Raw genomic sequence first — 17,943 nt, forward strand, 5'->3', positions numbered from 1 at the left:
TCGATGCGTAATGGCACGGCGAGGACGGCGGGCAGGCAGGCCCGACCTTAGGTGCCCTCGCCGTACGGTTGATCAGGACTCGAAGCCCACGTCGCGGTAGTCGGCCACATTGTCCGCTGTGACCACGGCGGAGTAGGTGGTCAGCGAGGCGGGAATCTCGTGCTCCGCGAGATCGCCCATGCCCTTGCTCTGGCCGAGCAGCCGGGCCATCGACACCGCCGAGGAGCACATCGAGGGGCTGTAGAGGACGGTCGCGGCGACCACGCTCTCCGGGTCCTCGATGTAGTTCATCATGTTGATCGAGCCTGCACCGCCGACCACGAACAGCTCGTCTGGGTTGTTGCGGCCCGCGCTGTCGATCGCGGCGAGCACGCCGATGCCCTGGTCGTCGTCGTGGTTCCACAGCGCGTCGATCCGGGGCGCCGCCTGGAGCAGGTTGGCCGTCTCCGACTCGCCGGTCTCGACGGTGAACTCGGCCGCGACCCGGTTGGTGACGCTGAAGCCGTGCCGCTCCAACGCGTCGGCGAAGCCCTGGCTGCGCTCCTGGGTCAGCGGCAGCGAGTCGATGCCCGCGACCTCGGCGATCACCGGGTCGTCGACACCGTCGGCGATCAGCCGCTCGCCGATGTAGTTGCCCGCGTTGACGCCCATCCGGTAGTTGTCGCCGCCGATCCACATCCGGTAGGCCAGCGGGCTGTCGAAGATCCGGTCGACGTTGATGACCGGGATGCCTGCGTCCATCGCCTGCTGGCCCGCCGAGGTCAGCGCGGCGCCGTCGTGCGGGAGGATGATCAGCACGCCGACACCGGAGTTGATCAGCGTCTCGACCTGGGCGATCTGCTGGTTGACGTCGTTGGTGCCCTCGGTGGCGTTAAACACGACGTCGGAGTAGATCTCGGCCTGGGCCTGGGCGTTCCGCGTCATCGCGGCCATCCAGCCGTGGTCGGCGGCCGGTGCGGAGAAGCCGATCGTGACCTCCTCGCCCGGCTCGGCGTTGTCACCGCCGCCCTGCGCGACGGGCTGCGATCTGTCGCTCGCCGGCGCGGCGTTCGACGTACAGGCGCTCAGCAGGACTCCTGCGCCGATGGCAGTGCCACCCAACAGGAACCGACGGCGAGCGAACAGCGGGTTCTCGGACATGTGTTCTCCATTGAACGTGTCGACGGGACTGTGTGGCAGGCAGTGCTGACGGTCCTTGCGTTCTCGGTGCTGCGCTGACCGCCGTTCTCGCGGCGGGTTCGGACGTGGGTAGCCGTCCCCCGCCGCTATGTGGTCCGGTTGGTGTTCAGCGTGCGGTACTGGAGCAGCACCGCGATCACGATGATCACGCCCTTGGCGATGTTCTGGATGTCGGTCTCCAGGTTGTTCAGCGTGAAGATGTTGCCGAGCACCGTGAAGATCAGGACGCCGATCAGCGTGCCGAACATCGAGGCGCGGCCGCCGCTGAGCAGCGTGCCGCCGATGACCACCGCGGCGATCGCGTCGAGTTCGTAGAGCAGTCCGTTGCTCGCCGCCCCCGAGGTGGTCCGCGCCACGACCATGATCGCGGCGATGCCGCAGCACAGCCCGGCGAGTCCGTAGACCATCGCGAGGTGCCGCTTCACGTTGATACCCGCCAGCCGGGAGGCCTCGGGGTTGCCGCCGACGGCGAGGGTCCGCCTGCCGAAGGTGGTGCGGTTGAGCAGTACCCAGCCGACCGCGAAGACGACGGCGAAGATCCAGATCAGCACCGGGATGCCGAGGAAGTCGCCCCGGAAGAAGCTCAGGAAGTCCTGCTCGGTGACGACCTGGGTCTGCCTGCCGCTGATCCGCTCCGCGAGTCCGCGCGCCGAGGCCATCATCGCCAGCGTCGCGATGAAGGGCACGACCTTGCCGTAGGAGACCAGGATTCCGTTGATGAGACCGGCGGCGAGTCCGACGACCAGACCGCAGACCACCATCATCCCGAAGCCGAAGGACTGCGTGGCCACGGTCGTCATCCACACGCTCGACAAGGCCACCATCGAGCCGACCGAGAGGTCGATGCCCCCGGTGGCGATGACGAAGGTCATGCCGATGCTGACCACGCCGATGGCGGCGGAGAGCCGCAGCACCGTCGAGATGTTGCCCTCGGTGAGGAAGAGGCCGTCGGAGGTCAGGTAGCCGACCACGCACAGCAGGAGCAGCACCCCGAGCAGCCCGAGGATGCGCACGTCTGGTCGCAGCCCACCGCCCATGGCGGCGAAACGGGCGGTGGGCTGCGGTACGGACGACTCGGGCGAAGGCGCCTGCCCCGAGCCGGTCTTCGTAGAGTCGTCCGTAGTCTTGTCGTCGGAGCCGAGGACCGAATTAGGCTTGTCGGTCACGCTGCACTCCCTTCCATCACCATGTCCAGCACGTCGGCCTCGGTCAGCTCTCCGGCTGCCGCCTCGCGCACCAGATGCCCCTCGCGGAGCACCAGCACCCGATCGGCGAGCCCGAGAACCTCCGGCACCTCACTGGAGACCAGGACCACCGCGACACCGCTGGCGGCCAGTTCACGAATGAGCCGATACAGCTCGGCACGGGCTCCCACGTCGACGCCCCGGGTGGGCTCGTCCAGCAGCAGCACTCGCGTGCCGTGCACCAGCCACCGCGCGACGACGGCCTTCTGCTGGTTGCCACCGGACAAGGTGCGGATCATCCGACGCGGGTCGGCGGGCCGCAGATCCAGTTCCTTCAGCTTCTCCTCCGAGTCCGCCAGCTCCCTGGCCCGCTCCGAGAAGCCGAACCTGCTGTACCGGCCGAGGCTGGCCAGCGTCACGTTGTGTGCCACCGACATGTCGAGCAGCAGAGCCTGACTCTTGCGCTCCTCGGGTGCGAGGCCGACGCCTGCCGACACCGCCGAGGGCACGCTGCCCGGCCGCAGCCTGCGTCCGTCCACCGAGACGTGCCCGGTGGTCGGCTTCCTGGCGCCCGCGATGGTCTCCAGGATCTCGCTGCGGCCCGCGCCGACGAGCCCGGCCAGACCGAGCACCTCGCCTTCGCGGACGGTGAAGTCGATGGGCTCGAATTCGCCAGTGCGGCTCAGGTTCTCCACCCGCAGCACCTCGGCGGCGTCAGGTGCGACGTGTTCGGGGCGGCTTGGGAAGGCGGCGTCCCACTCCTTGCCGGTCATCAGGGCGACCAGCTCCGAGGTGGACGTACCCTGTGCGTCGAGGTCCCGCGCGACGGTCCGGCCGTCCTTGAGGACGGTGACCCGATCGCCGATCCGACGGATCTCCTCCATGCGGTGGGAGATGTAGACGACGGCGACCCCGTCTGCGGTCAGCTCCTCAACGATGCGGAACAGGTTGTCCACCTCGTCGGCGGCCAGCGCGGCGGTCGGCTCGTCCATCACGATCAGTCGGGCGTTGTGGGCGAGCGCCCTGGCCATCGAGACGAGCTGCTGGCCTGCCGCCGAGAGCCCGCCGACCTCGCGGCCGGGCCGGATCTCCGGGTGGCCGAGCCTGCGCATCAGCTCGGCGGCGGCCTTGTTCGCCGCCCGTCTCCGGGTGAAGCCCGCCGAGGCGAGTTCGTGGCCGAGGAAGATGTTCTCCGCCACCGACAGGCCGGGGACCAGGTCCAACTCCTGGTACATGGTCGCCACGCCGAGGCGCAGGGCGGCCACCGGGGAGCTGAGCTTGGCGACCTCGCCGCGCCAGCGGATCTCGCCCTCGTCGGGCTGGTGGGCCCCGGCCAGGGTCTTGATCAGGGTGGACTTCCCGGCGCCGTTCTGGCCGAGCAGGCAGTGCACCTCACCAGCCCGGACACCCAGGTTCACACCGTCCAACGCCCGCACGCCGGGGAAGATCTTGACGATGCCGGACATCTCCAGCAGCACCTCGGCCGTGGAGTCCCTGTCTGGGGAGTCCTGGCCTAAGGAGTCCGGGCCCGAGGCGTCGGGCCCCGAGGAGTCCGGCCCCGTCGGGGTCGACTCCGTCGTGGAGTCCTTGTCTGTCATGCCGGAGCCTCCGTCGCTTCCGCTGCCTGAACCGGGGCCAAGGTGGGGTCGTCGAGCACTCGCTGCATCGCCGCGTAGGCGCCGCCGCGACTGGCCGCGTTGAAGGCGAGGCCGGACGGGACCAGCCGAGCGCCTGCGGCATCCGGGCCGAGCACCCTGGCGGCGACCTCGCGCCGAGCGGGCTCGACCAGCCATTCCTGGAGTGTCGCGAAGTAACCGCCCAGCACCACCACCGCCGGGTTCAGCACGTTGACCAGGATCGAGATGCCGATGCCCAGTGCCGAGCCGATCTGCTGCAAGGCGTCCAGAGTGCGGCGGTCGCCGCGCTCGGCACGCGCTCGGATGATCGTCAGTCGTTGTTCGAGGTCCAGCGCGGGATCGCGCACCGGGTCCTCATGGGTCGAGACGGCTCGGAGCAGGGCGATCAGCCCCACCTGCGTCTCCCAGCAGCCACGCGAGCCGCATGAGCAGTAGGGACCCATCGGGTCCATCGCCATGTGTCCGACCTCGCCCGCCGAGCCGAACGCGCCGCGCAGCGGAATTCCGTCGGCGATGATCCCGGCGCCGATGCCGGAGGCACCGGTGAGGTAGAGGAGGTCCTTGACGCCGACCACGTTGCCCGAGGTCTGCTCCGCCAGCGCCGAGAGGTTCGCGTCGTTGTCCACGGTGATCCGGGCCAGCGAGTAGCCGATCCGGCCTGCGAGGCCGTCGGCCATCGGCACCTTGCGCCAGCGCAGATTCGGGGCGAGCTGGACGACTCCGGTCGCAGGGTCGATCAGGCCGGGCACGGCCACCGTGATCCCGGCGGTCCACGCGCCCTCGGCGTCGACGGCGGCCAGCACCTTCCTCGCCAGCTCGGCGAGCTGGTCGAGCAGCCGTTCCGGTCCGAGTGCGATCACGTCGCCGGGGACTCGACATTCGAAGATGGCCTCGCCGGTCAGGTCGATCGCGGTGGCGGCGAGGTAGTCGACGTTCACCTCGAGCCCGATCCCCGACACCGTCTTGGGCTGCACCTCGACGAGCATCCCCGGCCTGCCCTGGCGGCCCGCGACGATCCCGGCGGGGCGGACGAGGTCCCGCACCTCGAGTTCCGCGACGAGATTCGACACCGTCGCCTTGCTCAGGCCGCTGAGTCCCGCGAGCTGTGCGCGCGACTGCTGACCGTGGCCACGAAGCAGATCGAGGATCAGCGCAAGGTTCGCCTTGCGCAGCCCGGCCTGATCGACCGGGCGATCCTGCTTGCCTCGCACCAGAACCTCGCTTCGTTGGGTGGTTCATCAAACTAAGGTGGCCCAGCTCACTCGTCAAGGTGAAGTACCAGGAACTTCCATCCGAGCCACTCGATCAGAGCAACACATCCGGGCACACTTGTGAACTATCCCAACGAAAGTATGCTCAGTTGAGACCTTAAGTTCGTCGACGATCCGTGAGCCGAAAGCGGTTGCCACCACGACGAGTGACCGGTTCGGGCCGAGTCGATCAGTTGGCGCCGCCCCTCGCTTCGGGCCCGCGAGGGGCGCTGCGGGGGCACGGTCGCGGCGCACGAAGCGGGGACACGGAAACGACTCGGGCCGACGTCGCGTTCGACGCCGTTCGACGAGATTCGACGCATTCGACGCCGAGCGGCACGACGACGGAAGATCCGCGCGCCACCGCCCGCGGCAGGCAGGGCGGCGAGGGCGGAGTGCGCGCGACATCCGCACGATCGGCGACGAGTCAGAGTCGCGGGAGCCGGGCGCCCTGCGGTGGACCGGATCGGCCTCACCAGGCTTGGAACTGGGCGAATCGACTTGGAACGAGCACACGAGAGTCCGCGAATCCGGTGAGGAGCGTGCAAGGAGAGGCGCTCAGCGTGGTGATCTTCCGCCCCGGAGAAACGGGCCGCAGGCCCAGCTGGCGTAGCAGGACTGGGAGCGCTCCCAGATGACGTGCACGTTCGTCCACTGCGGTTGCCGTTGCGCCGACTCGAGATCGCGAGGACGGCGCATCCGGGCAGAACGCAGCCAGGGCATCGGAAGGCGTCGGGTCGCGCCGATGGCGAGGACCTAGTGCGGAAGGGCCGGGCGCGGTCCGCCTGCCGGGCTGAGCGCAGAGTGACGACGACACAAGGGACTGCATGGCACCGACGAGCGTTGCGATCAGGAGCACATGGCGCTCGCACCCGCCCGGCACGCACCCTTCAACGCGCGGCTCACCCCGCCACCTCCTCGCGGCGCCCGCCCCGGTCTCCGCTGCGTGACCTGCCACTCAGCCCCCCTCCGCCGATGGCCGATCACGCCGGCCTCGCGGCCCGGGCCGGATCGCTTCGGCCCGAATCACCGGCCATCCGGATTGCCAACCGGACCATTGGTCCGTATCGTCTAAGCGGACCAGCGGTCCTATTGAGGCAATCAGGAGGATTCATGACCACTCCTTCCGCTCTCGACGTCTTCAGACAGGCGCTGACCTCGCTCCAGACCGGCGAGGTCCAGGCCTGGCTGGATCTGTGCACCGAGGACGTCGTCTTCGAGTTCCCCTTCGCCCGCCCAGGACAGCCGCGCAGCGTCGAAGGCAGGCAGGCGCTCGGCGAGTACCTCACGGGCGTCATGTCGCGCACCCATGTCGACGGGTTGAGCAGCCTGGAGACGCACCAGACCCTGAACCCCGACGTCGCGATCATCGAGATGACCGCGACCGGCACGGTCGCAGGCACCGGGGAGCCCTACCAGATGTCCTACGTGGTCGTGCTGACCGTGCGGGACGGGTTGATCGCGCGCTACCGCGACTATTGGAATCCCCTCGACGCTCCAGACCAGGACGTCGTAGACCACGACGCGGCGGACCAGCACCCGGCAGGCCAGGAGGGCGGCAGGACCGAGGCGATGCGAGCTGACCAACTGTCCGGGCGTGTTCTCGTCACCGGCGCGAGCGGCACCACCGGGAGCCGGGTGGCAGCCAGGCTGGCGGCGCGCGGGCTCGAGGTGATCTCGGCCAACCGCGCCGGAATCGGACCGGCCGGGACGGTCGGCACCCGGTTCGACTGGCACGACGCGAGCACTCACCCCGACGCGCTCGTCGGCGTCGACCGGATGTATCTCGTGGCACCCGGCGACGACGGCGACCCGCAGGCAGTGATGCTGCCCTTCCTGAAACTCGCGCGTGACGCGGGCGTCCGCCGGGTCGTCCTGCTCAGCACCTCCGTCGTGGCCGCCGGGGGCCCCGGCCCTGGCATCGTGCACGAGGCCGTCGCGGAGATCTTCGACGAATGGGCGGTCCTCCGCCCGAGCTGGTTCATGCAGAACGTCCTCGGTGACCACGTGCACGCCCAGAGCATTCGCGCGGACTCCGTCATCACCACGGCGGCCGGGAACGGGCGGGTCGGCTTCATCGACGCCGACGACATCGCCCGCGTCGGCGTCGAGGCGCTGCTGTCGCCGACCCCGCTGAACACGGATCTGATCCTGACCGGGCCTGCGGCGCTGAGCTATGACGACGTCGCCGCCATCCTGACCGAGGTCAGCGGCCTGCCGATCACTCACGTGACCGATGATGCGGACAAGCTGCGAGTCCGCTTCGAGGCGGTCGGGGTGAACCCGATGATCGCCACGTTCCTGGCGCAGCTCGACGTCGCGATCGCAGGCGGGATCGAGGACCGCACAACGGATACCGTGTTGCGGGTGACCGGCACGGCACCTCGCTCCTTCCGCGAGTTCGCCGCCGCCGAATTCCGGCTGTAAGAGCCTGTCTTCGATCCCGCTGGAGTCGTGAGCGGGGGTCGGCGTGGCTGAGCTGCCAGGCGGAGAAGGGAGCCTTTGCGGAGCTATGGTGACCGAGAGACAACGCCGCAGATCGCCACGCCTGCCCCCGCACAACACGAAAGCGGGGACCGAGGACAGGCTCTAAGACGTGAGGAGTGGCCGTGGCCGGCAGGGAACGAGCGGATGCGGCGCGCAACCGGCAGGCGATCCTCGACGCCGCGGCCACGCTCCTGGAGACCTCCGCCGATCCCCTGTCGATCACGATGAACGACATCGCGGCCGAGGCGGGCGTGGGAAAGGGCACGTTGTTCCGTCGCTTCGGCGACCGGGGCGGGTTGCTGACCGCGGTCTTCGAGGCTCGCATCGCTGCGTTGACCTCGGCCATCCAGGAGGGCCCTCCGCCGCTGGGTCCTGGCACGCCTGCACCGGAGCGGATCATCGCGGTCTTGGACGCCCTCGTCGAGTTCAAGCTGAACAACCGGCAGATCACCCTCGCGATGGAACACCTCGAGCCGGGTTCCGCAGGCAGCGGGTGCTTCGACACCCCGAACTATCGCATCGCGCATGCCCTGTTCACCGAGCTGCTCGTGGACATCGTCGGCGCCGACCAGGCGGACTGGATCGCCTTCGCGCTGCTCTCCTACACGCGGATCGACGTCCTCGACCACCTGGTCAGCTCGAAAGGGTGGACCGGTACTCGTATCCGTCGCCAGATCGGCGACCTCGCAGGCCGGCTCATCGCGCCCTGAGCGCGAACGGCCGGGCCGCCTCGGCCACCGATGACGGGGTTCACCGCAGGATTCCCTGGTGCAGTGCGCGCAGGACCGCATTGGTCCGGTCGCGCGCGCCGAGCTTCACGAGGATGGTCGAGACGTGGTTCTTCACCGTCCCCTCGGCCAGGAACAGGGCCTCGGCGATCTCACGATTGCTGTAGCCCTCCGCCATGAGTCGCAACACCTCCCGTTCGCGTTCGGTCAGTTCCTGGATCTGGTGCGTGCCTGCGCCGTCCGGCGTCGGGCCGGACCGGATCGCCCGCAGCATGCGGTCGGTGATGGACGGCGCGATGAGGGTTCCGCCGTCGGCCAGCGTGTGCACGGCGCGGGTGAGCTGCTCGACGGTGACGTCCTTGAGCAGGTAACCGCGCGCCCCGGCCCGCAGGGCGTCCAGGACGAGCGAATCGTCGTCGAAGGTGGTGAGCACGAGGACCGGGATCTCGATCCCGCGCTCGGCCAGCTCCCGAAGGGTCCAGATGCCGTCAAAGCGGGGCATCCGCAGATCCAGCAGGATCACCTCGGGCGTAGTCGCCGCGATGACCTCCAGCGCCGACCGGCCGTCGTCGGCCTCGCCGACCACGTCGACGTCGGCGATGTCCAGCAGGGTGCGGATGCCGTGCCGTACGAGGGTCTGGTCGTCGACCACCACCACCCGGATCATGTCGGCATCAGCGCGGTGACCTTGAAGCCCCGGCTGCCGTCGAAGGTCACGTCGCCGCCGAAGGCCGTGAACCGCTCGGTGAGCCCGCGAAGCCCGTTACCCGCCATCGGTTCAGTGTCGCCCCGTCCATCGTCCACCGCCGTCAGAACAGTGCCCGCCGAATCGGCCGACACCTCGATCCACAGTTCTCGTGCCTCGGCGTGCCGGATGGTGTTGGTGACGATCTCCTGCACGGCCCGCACGAACACCGCCGTCCGCTCCTCGTCGAGCCGTACCTCGGGGTCGACGTCGATCGACACCTCCAGGCCGGGCAGGCCGCGTCCGACCTGGCGCAGCAGTTCGGTGAGGTCCGCAGGCTCGACGCGCAGTTCGCCCACCGTGGCCCGGACGTCGGCCAGCAGGTCACGGGCCACCCGGTCGGCGCGGTCGACGTGCTCGCGGGCCCGCTCGCCCTCGCGATGCCGGGCCGCCTCAAGCTCCAGGGTGAGGACGGTCAGCTGGTGGCCGATGACGTCGTGCAGCTCGCGCGAGATCCGCAGTCGCTCGGCAGTGCGGGCGGACTCCGACAGCAGTGCCGACGCGGCCCGAAGGTCGATGTGCGCCGTGGTCAGCTCGCGGCGCATCTGCTGTTCGCGGATGAGCGTGAGGGAGCTCAACATCGTGGCCAGCTGGATGGCGATGTAGAAGCCCACGATCGTCATCGACTCGGTGGGCGAGGCGTTCACCAGCATCATCAGTACGACGAGCACCACGGTGTTGAGCCCGATGACCGTCAGCCCCACCGGCGGCGGCACGGCGTAGACGCTCACCGCCACGGTGACGACCAGCAGGATCGGCAGCAGGCCCATGTCCGGCGCGGTCAGCACCACCGCCCAGGACGACACGACGGACACGGCGAACATCGCGTACCTGACCCTGCGCGGCCTTTCGTCCGCCGCGATCAGCAGGGTCCCGAGGAACACCACGAACAGGGCGAGCCACCAGCCCCTCGGGATGATCAGTGGAGTCGTGCCGATCAGCACCATCCCGCCCACCCCGACCGAGACGACGAGCATCGCCAGCCCAGACCACTGATCCAAGCTCAACCGCCGCATCAGGCCACCCTAGAAGACGCCCCGGCACCCCCGCCCGTGCCGAAAGTCATGGCCGGAGTTCCTGACTTCCGGCACAGGCGCGGCACCGGTCCGACTGCCTAGCGTCTGACGGCATGACAGCACCGGAACCGGCAGTTCACGCCGAGGCCCTGCATAAACGCTATGGCGACAAGATCGCGGTCGACGACGTGAGCCTGCGTGTCCAGACCGGTGAGGTGCTCGGCATCCTCGGCACCAACGGTGCGGGCAAGACCACCACGGTCGAGATGATCGCCGGGCTGCGCAAGCCGGACAACGGGCGCGTCCGCATCCTGGGCCTAGACCCGCAGCGCGACCGCGCCAAGGTCCGGCAGCTCCTCGGCGTCCAGTTGCAGCAGGCCACGCTGCACGGGGCGTTGACGGTCGCCGAACTCATCGGCCTCTACCGCAGCTTCTACCCGAACCCTCGGCCCGCAGACGAGCTGCTCGACCTGGTCGGTCTCCAGGAGCAGCGCCGCGTCCGCTTCGAGAAGCTCTCCGGCGGTCAGCAGCAACGACTGTCCATCGCCCTGGCCCTCGCGGGCAGGCCCCGCGTGGTGATCCTCGACGAACTCACCACCGGTCTCGACCCACGGGCCCGGCGGCAGATGTGGAAGACGATCGATCGCCTCCGCACCGAGGACGTCACCATCCTGCTCGTCAGTCACGCGATGGAGGAGGTCGAACGCCTCTGCGACCGCGTCGCGCTCATCGACGCGGGGCGCGTGATCGCCCTGGACACCCCCGCGGGCCTGGTCGCGGGCGCGGGCGCGGAGAACCTCGACGACGCGTTCCTCGCACTCACCGGAAAGGAACTGGAGGACTCCGAATGAGCACCGCGATCGAAGCCCGTAGGCCGGGTATGAAGGCGTGGCTGACGCTGATCAGGTGCGAGGCCAAGATGGTCGCGCGGGACACGGCGGGCCTCGTCGTCCCGATCGGGCTTCCGCTGCTGATCCTGGTGATGAGCGCCTCCTCGGCGGGCGACGAGGTCGTGAGCAACGGGCGGACGGCGCTGGATCTCTTCGTCCTCCCGCTGGTGCTGACCATGGTCATCGCCACCGTCGGCATCATCAACATGCCCAGTTTCCTGGCCTACTACCGCCGCACCGGCATTCTGCGCAGGCTCTCGGTCACGCCCGCCTCCCCGAGCATGGTCCTGATCGCCCAGGTCATCGTGAGCGTCATCCAGACCGTGATCGGGCTGACCGTCGCGGTCGCCGTGGCGTTCCTCGGCTTCGGCGCCAACCTGCCCGCACACCTCGGCACGGCCGTCGGCGTCTACCTGCTGGCCATGGCGGCGATGTACGCCGTCGGCATGATCGTCGCCGCCATTGCGCCGACGCCCAATTCGGCGGTCGCGATCGGCCTCGTCACGTTCTTCGCCTTCGGTGCCCTCGGCGGCATGTTCGGCGGGCCGGATTCACTTCCGGACGTGCTGGCGAGCATCGGGGAATGGCTGCCCTTCGGCGCGGCGGTCGACGCCCTCGCCGCCGCCTGGGTCGGAGCCGCTGTCGAGGCGTCCCAGTTGATCAGCCTCGGTGCGACCACCGTCCTCGGCGCGGTCATCGCGGCCGTGTTCTTCCGCTGGGACTGAGCAGGGCACGCGCCAGACGCGGGGCTCGCCGACGCGCCGCAGGTCGTCGCGGGGATCCACCGGAGGCCGGGCGGACCGGCGAGCTGCACGCCCGAACCTCGCCCGCTCGGGGCAGGGACTAAGACGCGGTCTCGGCCCTGGCGCAGGCCCCGTCGCGAGATCCGCACCGAGTCGAGGCAGCCGGTCCGCCCGACCGGCTGCCTGGGCGGCGAACATCCCGCTGCGCGCAGCGAGAATCGGAACGACTCGGCGGCGACCGACGGGGCGGGCTGCCTACGGAGGCAGCCCCCCGACGCGTCGACGCCGCGACCCGCAGGCACGCCTGCCGACCACAGGGTCGCTCAGGTCGTGACGGCGAAGGCCCGTTCGCTCGCGGTCCACGCGGCACCGATGACGCCTGCGAGATCGCCCAGCTCCGAGAGCACGATCGGCAGGTTGCCCGTGGCCAGCGGCATCGACCGGCGATACACCGAGCTGCGGACCTCCGCGAGCAGCTGGTGACCGAGCCTGGCGACGCCGCCGCCGATCACGACCATGCCGGGGTTGATGAAGCTCACCAGCGAGGCCACCACCTGGCCGAGTCGCCGCCCGCCCTCCCGCACCAGGTTGACCGCCGCGAAGTCGCCCGCGCCCGTCGCCAGTGCGACGTCCCGCGCGGACAGCTCGCCGTGCCGGGACAACGACTCGGCCAGGAACTCCGAGCGACCGCTGCGGGCCAGCGTCAGGGCGTCCCTGGCCAGCGCCGCACCGCCGAAGTAGGCCTCCAGGCAGCCGGACTCCCCGCAGGCGCAGGCCGGGCCGAAGTCATCGAGCCGGATGTGCCCGATGTCGCCCGCCGTCCCCGCGACGCCGCGATAGACGCGGCCGCCGAGCAGGATGCCGCAGCCGATGCCGGTGCCGACCTTGACGAAGATCAGGTCGTCGAGCGAGCGGGCGACGCCCGCATGCCGTTCTCCCAGCGCCATCGCGTTCACGTCGTTGTCCACGGTGACCGGGCAGCCCCACTGCGACGCGAGCCGATCGCGCACCGGGAAGCGGTCCCAGCCGGGCATGATCGGCGGCGCCACCGGCATGCCCTCCCGGAAGCTCACCGGCCCGGGCAGGCCGATGCCCGCCGCCAGCAGCCGACCCGGCACCTTGGCCAGCGCCAGGGTCGACAGCGCCACCGCCCGGTCCAGCACGGCGACCGGGCCGGAGCGGACCTCGCACTCCTCCACGAGGTGTTCCAGCACCTCGCAGTACGGGTCGGTGACGGCGACGCCGACCGAGGTCGCGCCGATGTCGACCGCCAGCAGGCGCAGCGAACTCGACAGGCCGACCAGGGTCGACCGCCTGCCGCCCCGGCTGGCCGCAGGCCCGCCGGACTCCACCAGCCCCAGCTCGGCCAGCCGGTTGACCTCGGCCGCCAACCGCGCGCGCGGCAGGCCCAGTCGTTCGCCCAGTTCGACGCGCGACATCGGCCCCTCGTCGCGCATCAGTGTCAGCAGTCGCGACTGGTCGTGCGTCTCCACCCGAGGTGGCTTGTCACCGATCGGCTGTCTCGGTGCTTCCATCGGTGGACTGAATCCGTCCATGTACTGTCCGTCGCGCCTGCGCGTGTGCTTCCCACACGGCCGAACCCGACCCCTCCTCCGCTTCGAAGCGTACGGATTCCACGGGCCATGCCGGTGGGTGCTCCCCGCCTGCGAGCGCCCACGCCGCCTGCCTGGCCGCACCGAGCGCGACGTACTCGCCGGGCTCCGGCACCTCCACCGGCACGCCGAACAGCTCGGGAGCGACCTTCTGGACGGCGGCGGATCGGGCGGCGCCGCCGACCAGCAGCACCCGCCGCACCGCGACGCCCAGGTCACGCAGGGCGACGAGCCCTTCGGCCAGGCCGCAGAGCATTCCCTCGACGGCCGCCCGCGCCAGGTTCTCCGGCGTCATGTTGTCCCGGCGCAGCCCCATCAGAGTGCCGGTCGCATCCGGCAGATTGGGGGTGCGCTCCCCGTCGAGGTAGGGCAGCAGGGTCAGCCCGCCCGCACCGGGCTCGGCGCGCAGGGCGAGTGCGTCCAGTCCTGCGAGGTCGGTGTCCAGCATCGCGGCGGCGGCCGTCAGCACCCTGGCGGCGTTCAGCGTGCAGACCAGCGGAAGGAATCGGCCGGTGGCGTCGCAGAAGCCCGCGACGATGCCGGTGGGGTCCTCGGTCGCGTCCTCGGTGACCGCGAAGACGGTCCCGGACGTGCCCAGCGAGATCACCACGTCGCCGGGGCCTGCCGCCAGGCCCAGGCCGGCAGCCATGTTGTCGCCGGTGCCGGCGCCGAGGACCGCGCCGCCGGGCCCTCGGCCCGCCGTCTCCACCGGTCCCAACACCCTGGGCAGCCGGGGCTGCCTGCCGCCGAAGGCCTCGCCGAGCACGTCGGGCAGCCAGACGCCCTCGCGGCCGGAGAAGTATCCGGTGCCGGAGGCGTCGCCCCGGTCCGTGCAGGCCTCCGCCGTGCCGCCGCCCGCGAGACGCCAGGTCAGCCAGTCGTGCGGTAGCAGGACGGAGTCGACCCGATCGGCGTTGTCCGGCTCGTGGGCGGCCAGCCAGGCGAGCTTGGTGACGGTGAAGCTCGCCACCGGCACCAGCCCGGTGCGGCGCGCCCACGTCTGCGGCCCGTCGGCGGCGACCAGTTCGGCGGCCTGCGGCGCGGATCGGGTGTCGTTCCACAGCAGTGCGGGCCGCACCGCCTCGCCCGCCGCGTCCACGGTGACCATGCCGTGCTGTTGTCCCGCCACCGAGATCGCCGCCACCGGCTCGGACAGCCCGTCGACGACCTCGGCCATCGCCTGGTTGCAGGCGGTCCACCAGTGTTCGGCGTCCACCTCGGTGCCGTCGGGATGCGCGGCGCGGGCCTGGCCGAGAATGCGGCCACTGTCCGCGTCCACCGCCAGCACCTTCGTCGACTGGGTTGAACTATCGATTCCGAGCACCACGGTCATGACTGCTGATTCAACCTCACGATGGCGGTCAGGCGACAGGGACGAGCGACTGATCCTCTGCGGAGACCGCCCGACGCGGCGGCCGAGCCTGACAGACGCCTGACGGCGTCGCGTCGCCGTCGTCATCGGGCCAGACGCGGTGAGCAGCGCCGACACCGCAGGATGTGGCGGGCCTCCGACGTCAGTCGACGACAGGCGCCGGGATTCGCGGGACACGGTCGGCGACTGCCGGCCGGGCGACCGGACCGGGTCAGGTCAGGTCGAGTCCGGCGGCGGGGGTGCCCCGTCGGCCGCCGGACCAGGCAGGCCCGCCTCGTTCTGCACGGCGGTCGCGGATCGACTCACTCGGTCGGCGCGGTGTCGTCATCCGGTGCCGCACCGACCGGCACCCCGCGGAGGAGGGCCAGCGCCGTGTCGAGCCCGCGCGTCGCCGCCGCCACCGAGCCGTCGCGACCGGCGAGCAGGGACAGTGTCATTCCCTCCGACAGCAGCCGGAGCAGCCGGGCCGCCCCCTCCAGGTCATGGCCTGCCGGGATCTGGCCGATCTGCTCGGCCGCCTGCAGAAGAGCGAGCATGTCTCGATAGGACTGCGCGTCGTCCTCCGCAATCATCTCGGCGATCTCGGGACGGCTGCCGAAGCGTTCACCGAAGGCGATGATGAACCGCCAGTCCGCGCGCCGCTCCTCGTCCATCGGCAGCGCGGCCCGCAGCAGGATGAGAAACGGCTGTTGCTGCCGCTGTTCCACCGCCTCGGTGATCCGGCGGGCCATCGCGTCGATGCACGCGCGATAGGTGAACAGCAGCAGCTCGTCCTTCGTCTCGAAGAGCCGCTGGACCATCCCCAGCGAAACCCCTGCCTCGGTGGCCACCGCCCGCATCGAGGCCGCGTCCATGCCCTCCGATACGACGACGCGCAGCAGCCCCGCCGCGATCTGCCGCCGTCGCTCCGCCCGATTCGCGGTGCTCGCCACCTGGTGAAACCTCCAGTCTCCCCATCATCGATACAGGCGTATCGATTTACCGATACAATCGTATCGATCTTACCGCCGTTCCAGGAAGAGGCGACGCCATGGCCGCCGCACGACCGTTCCGCCTACGACCGCCCCGACACCGGCTCGACCGCCGAGCAGTCGGGTGGTGGTCCGCCAGGGCGGTCCTGCTCGCGCTCCCGCCCGTGCTGCTCCTCGCCCTGCTGGCCTGGCTCATCGAACCCGCGAGGTTCTGGCTGGCCATGCCCGCCTGCGTCCTCGCCGTGCCGGGACTGGCGTATCTGCTGGTGATGCCGCATTGGCGGTACCGCGTGCACCGCTGGGAGACCACGGAGATCGCCGTCTACACCCGCAGCGGGTGGTTCTGGGAACAGTCGCGGATCGCCCCGCTGGCGAGGATTCAGACCGTGGACACCCTGCGCGGCCCGCTGGAGCGGATGTTCGGGCTCGCGACGGTCACCGTCACCACCGCCTCGGCGCGCGGCGCACTCACCATCGCGGGTTTGGATCACACCCTGGCGGAGGAGATCGCCGAGCGGCTCACCGAGCAGACCCAGGCCGCCGAGGACGTGACGGGAGACGCGACATGACCGCCGCCGACGAGCGCTGGCATCGCATCGACCCACGCACCCCCGTGGTGAGCTGCGGCTACCTCTTCGCACTCGTCCTACCCGTGACCGCGCTGCTGATCTATCGGGGCGTACCGGGCTGGATCATCTGGCTGAGCGTGGCGCCGCCGACGATCCTGATTCCGCTGTACGAGGTGCTGCGGGCACGGATGACCCGGTATCGCGTGGCGGACGGCCGCTTCGAACTGCGCAAGGGCGTCGTCTTCCGCAGCAGGCGCAGCGTGTCCCTCGATCGGGTACGCAGCGTGGACGCCACCGCCGAGCCGCTCGGCAGGCTGCTCGGGGTGACCAGCGTCCGCATCGGCACCGGGGAGAACGTCACCGACGAGGACTCGGCGCTGCGCGTCTTCGCGCTCGGGCGGTCGGTGGCTCACGAGCTCCGGGCAGCGCTGCTTCCTCGGCAGGCGACCGAGCGGCAGACCGTCGTGCTGGCCCGCTGGGAGATCGCCTGGCTGCGGTTCGCGCCCTTCTCCTTCGTGAACCCGCTGCTCGGGCTCGCCGCGTTCGGCGGCGGCTACGAACTGCTCGACATGCTCGGCGTCGACGTGGACGGCACGGTGATCCCGGCGGCGTTCGCGACGCTCGCGGAGTTTCCGCTGTGGCTGAGCATCGGCGGGCTGGTCCTGCTCGCGCTGGCGATCGGGACGGTGGCCGCCGTCGCGCTCTACGTCGAGTCGTGGTGGCGGCATCGGCTCACCCTGTCGCCCGCTGCGATCCAGGTGCGGCGCGGCCTGCTTACCACCCGGAACATCACCCTCGAACGCAGCCGCCTGATCGGCGTGCAGCTCCGGGAGCCGCTGTCGCTGCGCTGGGCGGGCGCCGCCTCGGTTCGAGCCGTCGCCACCGGACTCGGCCGCGACGACGACGAGCAGAGCAAGGACCGCAGCACCCTGCTCCCCCCGGTGCGCTGGTCGCCTGCGCGGCAGGTCGCGGCTCGGATCATCGGGCGCGAGGCCTTCCCCGTCGACGCGGTTGATCTGCGGCCCCATCCTCGAGCGGCCCGACGACGCCGGATCGGCTGGGCGCTGGCCGGGGTGGCGGCACCGCTCGCCGTGCTGCTCCTGCTCGGCGTGCTGCTCACCGACGTCCTGCTGCACATCGGCTGGTGGTTCGCCGGATTCGCACTGCCCGTCGCCCTGCTGCTGGCCCTGGACGCCTACCGCAGTCTCGGCCACGCCCACGACGCCGAGTTCCTGGTGTCCAGGAAGGGGTCGGTGAGCCGGTGCACGACGGCCCTGCGGCGCACCGACGTCATCGGCGTGACGATCAGCCGGTCCCCGTTCCAACGCCGCAGCAGTCTGATCAACCTGACGGCCACCATCGCGGGCGGCAACGGCGCGTACCGGGTGCCCGACACCGATCAGGACGAGGGGCTGGAGTTCGCCCGGCACGCCGTCGGCGGACTCATCACGCCGTTCCTGATCCGCGACTGACGTCGAGGGCGTCGCCGCGATCCGACGTCGCCGGGCGGGACGGCGCCGGACGGCGGGACACCGGCGGAAGCGCACCCCCGTGGCGAT

The 17,943-nt window shown here is 70.4% G+C and carries 15 protein-coding genes; 6 read left to right on the top strand and 9 right to left on the bottom strand.

Features of this window, described 5'->3' with window-relative positions; translation table 11 throughout:
* Window positions 1-72 precede the first annotated feature (72 nt).
* From UA74_RS27295 to UA74_RS27310, 4 genes are all read right to left on the bottom strand, one after another.
* On the bottom strand, window positions 73-1,140 hold the full coding sequence (locus UA74_RS27295; RefSeq protein ID WP_075742765.1) for a substrate-binding domain-containing protein: 1,068 nt from the start codon (window positions 1,138-1,140) through the stop codon (window positions 73-75).
* A gap of 125 nt (window positions 1,141-1,265) precedes the next feature.
* Window positions 1,266-2,216: an ABC transporter permease gene (locus UA74_RS27300; protein ID WP_083683696.1), complete on the bottom strand. Its 951-nt coding sequence runs from the start codon at window positions 2,214-2,216 to the stop codon at window positions 1,266-1,268.
* 125 nt (window positions 2,217-2,341) lie between these two features.
* Complete coding sequence (locus tag UA74_RS27305) at window positions 2,342-3,829, bottom strand: sugar ABC transporter ATP-binding protein (RefSeq protein WP_075744298.1); 1,488 nt, start codon at window positions 3,827-3,829, stop codon at window positions 2,342-2,344.
* Window positions 3,830-3,957: 128 nt separating this feature from the next.
* The gene (locus UA74_RS27310) at window positions 3,958-5,211 is read right to left on the bottom strand and encodes an ROK family transcriptional regulator (RefSeq protein WP_075742767.1); all 1,254 of its coding nucleotides are present in this window, start codon (window positions 5,209-5,211) and stop codon (window positions 3,958-3,960) included.
* A gap of 1,152 nt (window positions 5,212-6,363) precedes the next feature.
* On the opposite strand from UA74_RS27310, the gene UA74_RS33155 reads away from it, so the two are divergent.
* Both UA74_RS33155 and UA74_RS27325 read left to right on the top strand, forming a co-directional pair.
* Window positions 6,364-7,677: a nuclear transport factor 2 family protein gene (locus UA74_RS33155; RefSeq protein ID WP_232237502.1), complete on the top strand. Its 1,314-nt coding sequence runs from the start codon at window positions 6,364-6,366 to the stop codon at window positions 7,675-7,677.
* Window positions 7,678-7,859: 182 nt separating this feature from the next.
* Window positions 7,860-8,447, top strand: a complete 588-nt coding sequence (locus UA74_RS27325) for a TetR/AcrR family transcriptional regulator (protein ID WP_075744300.1) — start codon at window positions 7,860-7,862, stop codon at window positions 8,445-8,447.
* 40 nt (window positions 8,448-8,487) lie between these two features.
* On the opposite strand, the gene UA74_RS27330 is transcribed toward UA74_RS27325, so the two are convergent.
* On the bottom strand, window positions 8,488-9,132 hold the full coding sequence (locus UA74_RS27330; protein ID WP_075742768.1) for a response regulator: 645 nt from the start codon (window positions 9,130-9,132) through the stop codon (window positions 8,488-8,490).
* Complete coding sequence (locus tag UA74_RS27335; RefSeq protein ID WP_075742769.1) at window positions 9,129-10,226, bottom strand: sensor histidine kinase; 1,098 nt, start codon at window positions 10,224-10,226, stop codon at window positions 9,129-9,131. The genes UA74_RS27330 and UA74_RS27335 overlap by 4 nt, the downstream gene beginning before the upstream one ends.
* A gap of 113 nt (window positions 10,227-10,339) precedes the next feature.
* On the opposite strand from UA74_RS27335, the gene UA74_RS27340 reads away from it, so the two are divergent.
* Window positions 10,340-11,077, top strand: a complete 738-nt coding sequence (locus UA74_RS27340) for an ABC transporter ATP-binding protein (protein ID WP_075742770.1) — start codon at window positions 10,340-10,342, stop codon at window positions 11,075-11,077.
* Window positions 11,074-11,841: an ABC transporter permease gene (locus UA74_RS27345; RefSeq protein WP_075742771.1), complete on the top strand. Its 768-nt coding sequence runs from the start codon at window positions 11,074-11,076 to the stop codon at window positions 11,839-11,841. Before UA74_RS27340 ends, UA74_RS27345 begins: the two co-directional genes overlap by 4 nt.
* 341 nt (window positions 11,842-12,182) lie before the next feature.
* Here UA74_RS27345 and UA74_RS27350 read toward each other — a convergent pair whose 3' ends face one another.
* The 3 genes from UA74_RS27350 to UA74_RS27360 form a co-directional block, all read right to left on the bottom strand.
* Entirely contained in the window at window positions 12,183-13,394 is a 1,212-nt protein-coding gene (locus UA74_RS27350) for an ROK family transcriptional regulator (RefSeq protein WP_075742772.1), read from the bottom strand.
* Complete coding sequence (gene xylB, locus UA74_RS27355) at window positions 13,366-14,805, bottom strand: xylulokinase (RefSeq protein WP_075742773.1); 1,440 nt, start codon at window positions 14,803-14,805, stop codon at window positions 13,366-13,368. Before xylB ends, UA74_RS27350 begins: the two co-directional genes overlap by 29 nt.
* 341 nt (window positions 14,806-15,146) lie before the next feature.
* Window positions 15,147-15,776 carry a TetR/AcrR family transcriptional regulator gene (locus UA74_RS27360; protein WP_075765720.1) on the bottom strand — a complete coding sequence of 210 codons (630 nt, stop codon included), beginning with the start codon at window positions 15,774-15,776 and terminating at the stop codon, window positions 15,147-15,149.
* A 98-nt stretch (window positions 15,777-15,874) separates the two neighbouring features.
* Here UA74_RS27360 and UA74_RS27365 point away from each other — a divergent pair, with 98 nt between their 5' ends.
* Both UA74_RS27365 and UA74_RS27370 read left to right on the top strand, forming a co-directional pair.
* On the top strand, window positions 15,875-16,384 hold the full coding sequence (locus tag UA74_RS27365; RefSeq protein WP_075742775.1) for a PH domain-containing protein: 510 nt from the start codon (window positions 15,875-15,877) through the stop codon (window positions 16,382-16,384).
* A complete protein-coding gene (locus UA74_RS27370) occupies window positions 16,381-17,856 on the top strand; it encodes a PH domain-containing protein (RefSeq protein ID WP_075742776.1) in 1,476 nt (491 codons plus the stop codon). Before UA74_RS27365 ends, UA74_RS27370 begins: the two co-directional genes overlap by 4 nt.
* Window positions 17,857-17,943: the final 87 nt, after the last annotated feature.

The organism is Actinoalloteichus fjordicus (assembly GCF_001941625.1).
GTDB lineage: Bacteria > Actinomycetota > Actinomycetes > Mycobacteriales > Pseudonocardiaceae > Actinoalloteichus_A > Actinoalloteichus_A fjordicus.

What these genes read in the sequence shown, in the direction of transcription:
- UA74_RS33155 (WP_232237502.1), top strand. Translation starts at nt 6,364, where the DNA reads ATGACCACTCCTTCCGCTCTCGACGTCTTCAGACAGGCGCTGACCTCG.
- UA74_RS27370 (WP_075742776.1), top strand. Translation starts at nt 16,381, where the DNA reads ATGACCGCCGCCGACGAGCGCTGGCATCGCATCGACCCACGCACCCCC.
- xylB (WP_075742773.1), bottom strand. Translation starts at nt 14,805, where the DNA reads ATGACCGTGGTGCTCGGAATCGATAGTTCAACCCAGTCGACGAAGGTG.
- UA74_RS27295 (WP_075742765.1), bottom strand. Translation starts at nt 1,140, where the DNA reads ATGTCCGAGAACCCGCTGTTCGCTCGCCGTCGGTTCCTGTTGGGTGGC.
- UA74_RS27365 (WP_075742775.1), top strand. Translation starts at nt 15,875, where the DNA reads ATGGCCGCCGCACGACCGTTCCGCCTACGACCGCCCCGACACCGGCTC.
- UA74_RS27330 (WP_075742768.1), bottom strand. Translation starts at nt 9,132, where the DNA reads ATGATCCGGGTGGTGGTGGTCGACGACCAGACCCTCGTACGGCACGGC.
- UA74_RS27345 (WP_075742771.1), top strand. Translation starts at nt 11,074, where the DNA reads ATGAGCACCGCGATCGAAGCCCGTAGGCCGGGTATGAAGGCGTGGCTG.
- UA74_RS27335 (WP_075742769.1), bottom strand. Translation starts at nt 10,226, where the DNA reads ATGCGGCGGTTGAGCTTGGATCAGTGGTCTGGGCTGGCGATGCTCGTC.
- UA74_RS27340 (WP_075742770.1), top strand. Translation starts at nt 10,340, where the DNA reads ATGACAGCACCGGAACCGGCAGTTCACGCCGAGGCCCTGCATAAACGC.
- UA74_RS27300 (WP_083683696.1), bottom strand. Translation starts at nt 2,216, where the DNA reads ATGGGCGGTGGGCTGCGACCAGACGTGCGCATCCTCGGGCTGCTCGGG.
- UA74_RS27305 (WP_075744298.1), bottom strand. Translation starts at nt 3,829, where the DNA reads ATGTCCGGCATCGTCAAGATCTTCCCCGGCGTGCGGGCGTTGGACGGT.
- UA74_RS27350 (WP_075742772.1), bottom strand. Translation starts at nt 13,394, where the DNA reads ATGGAAGCACCGAGACAGCCGATCGGTGACAAGCCACCTCGGGTGGAG.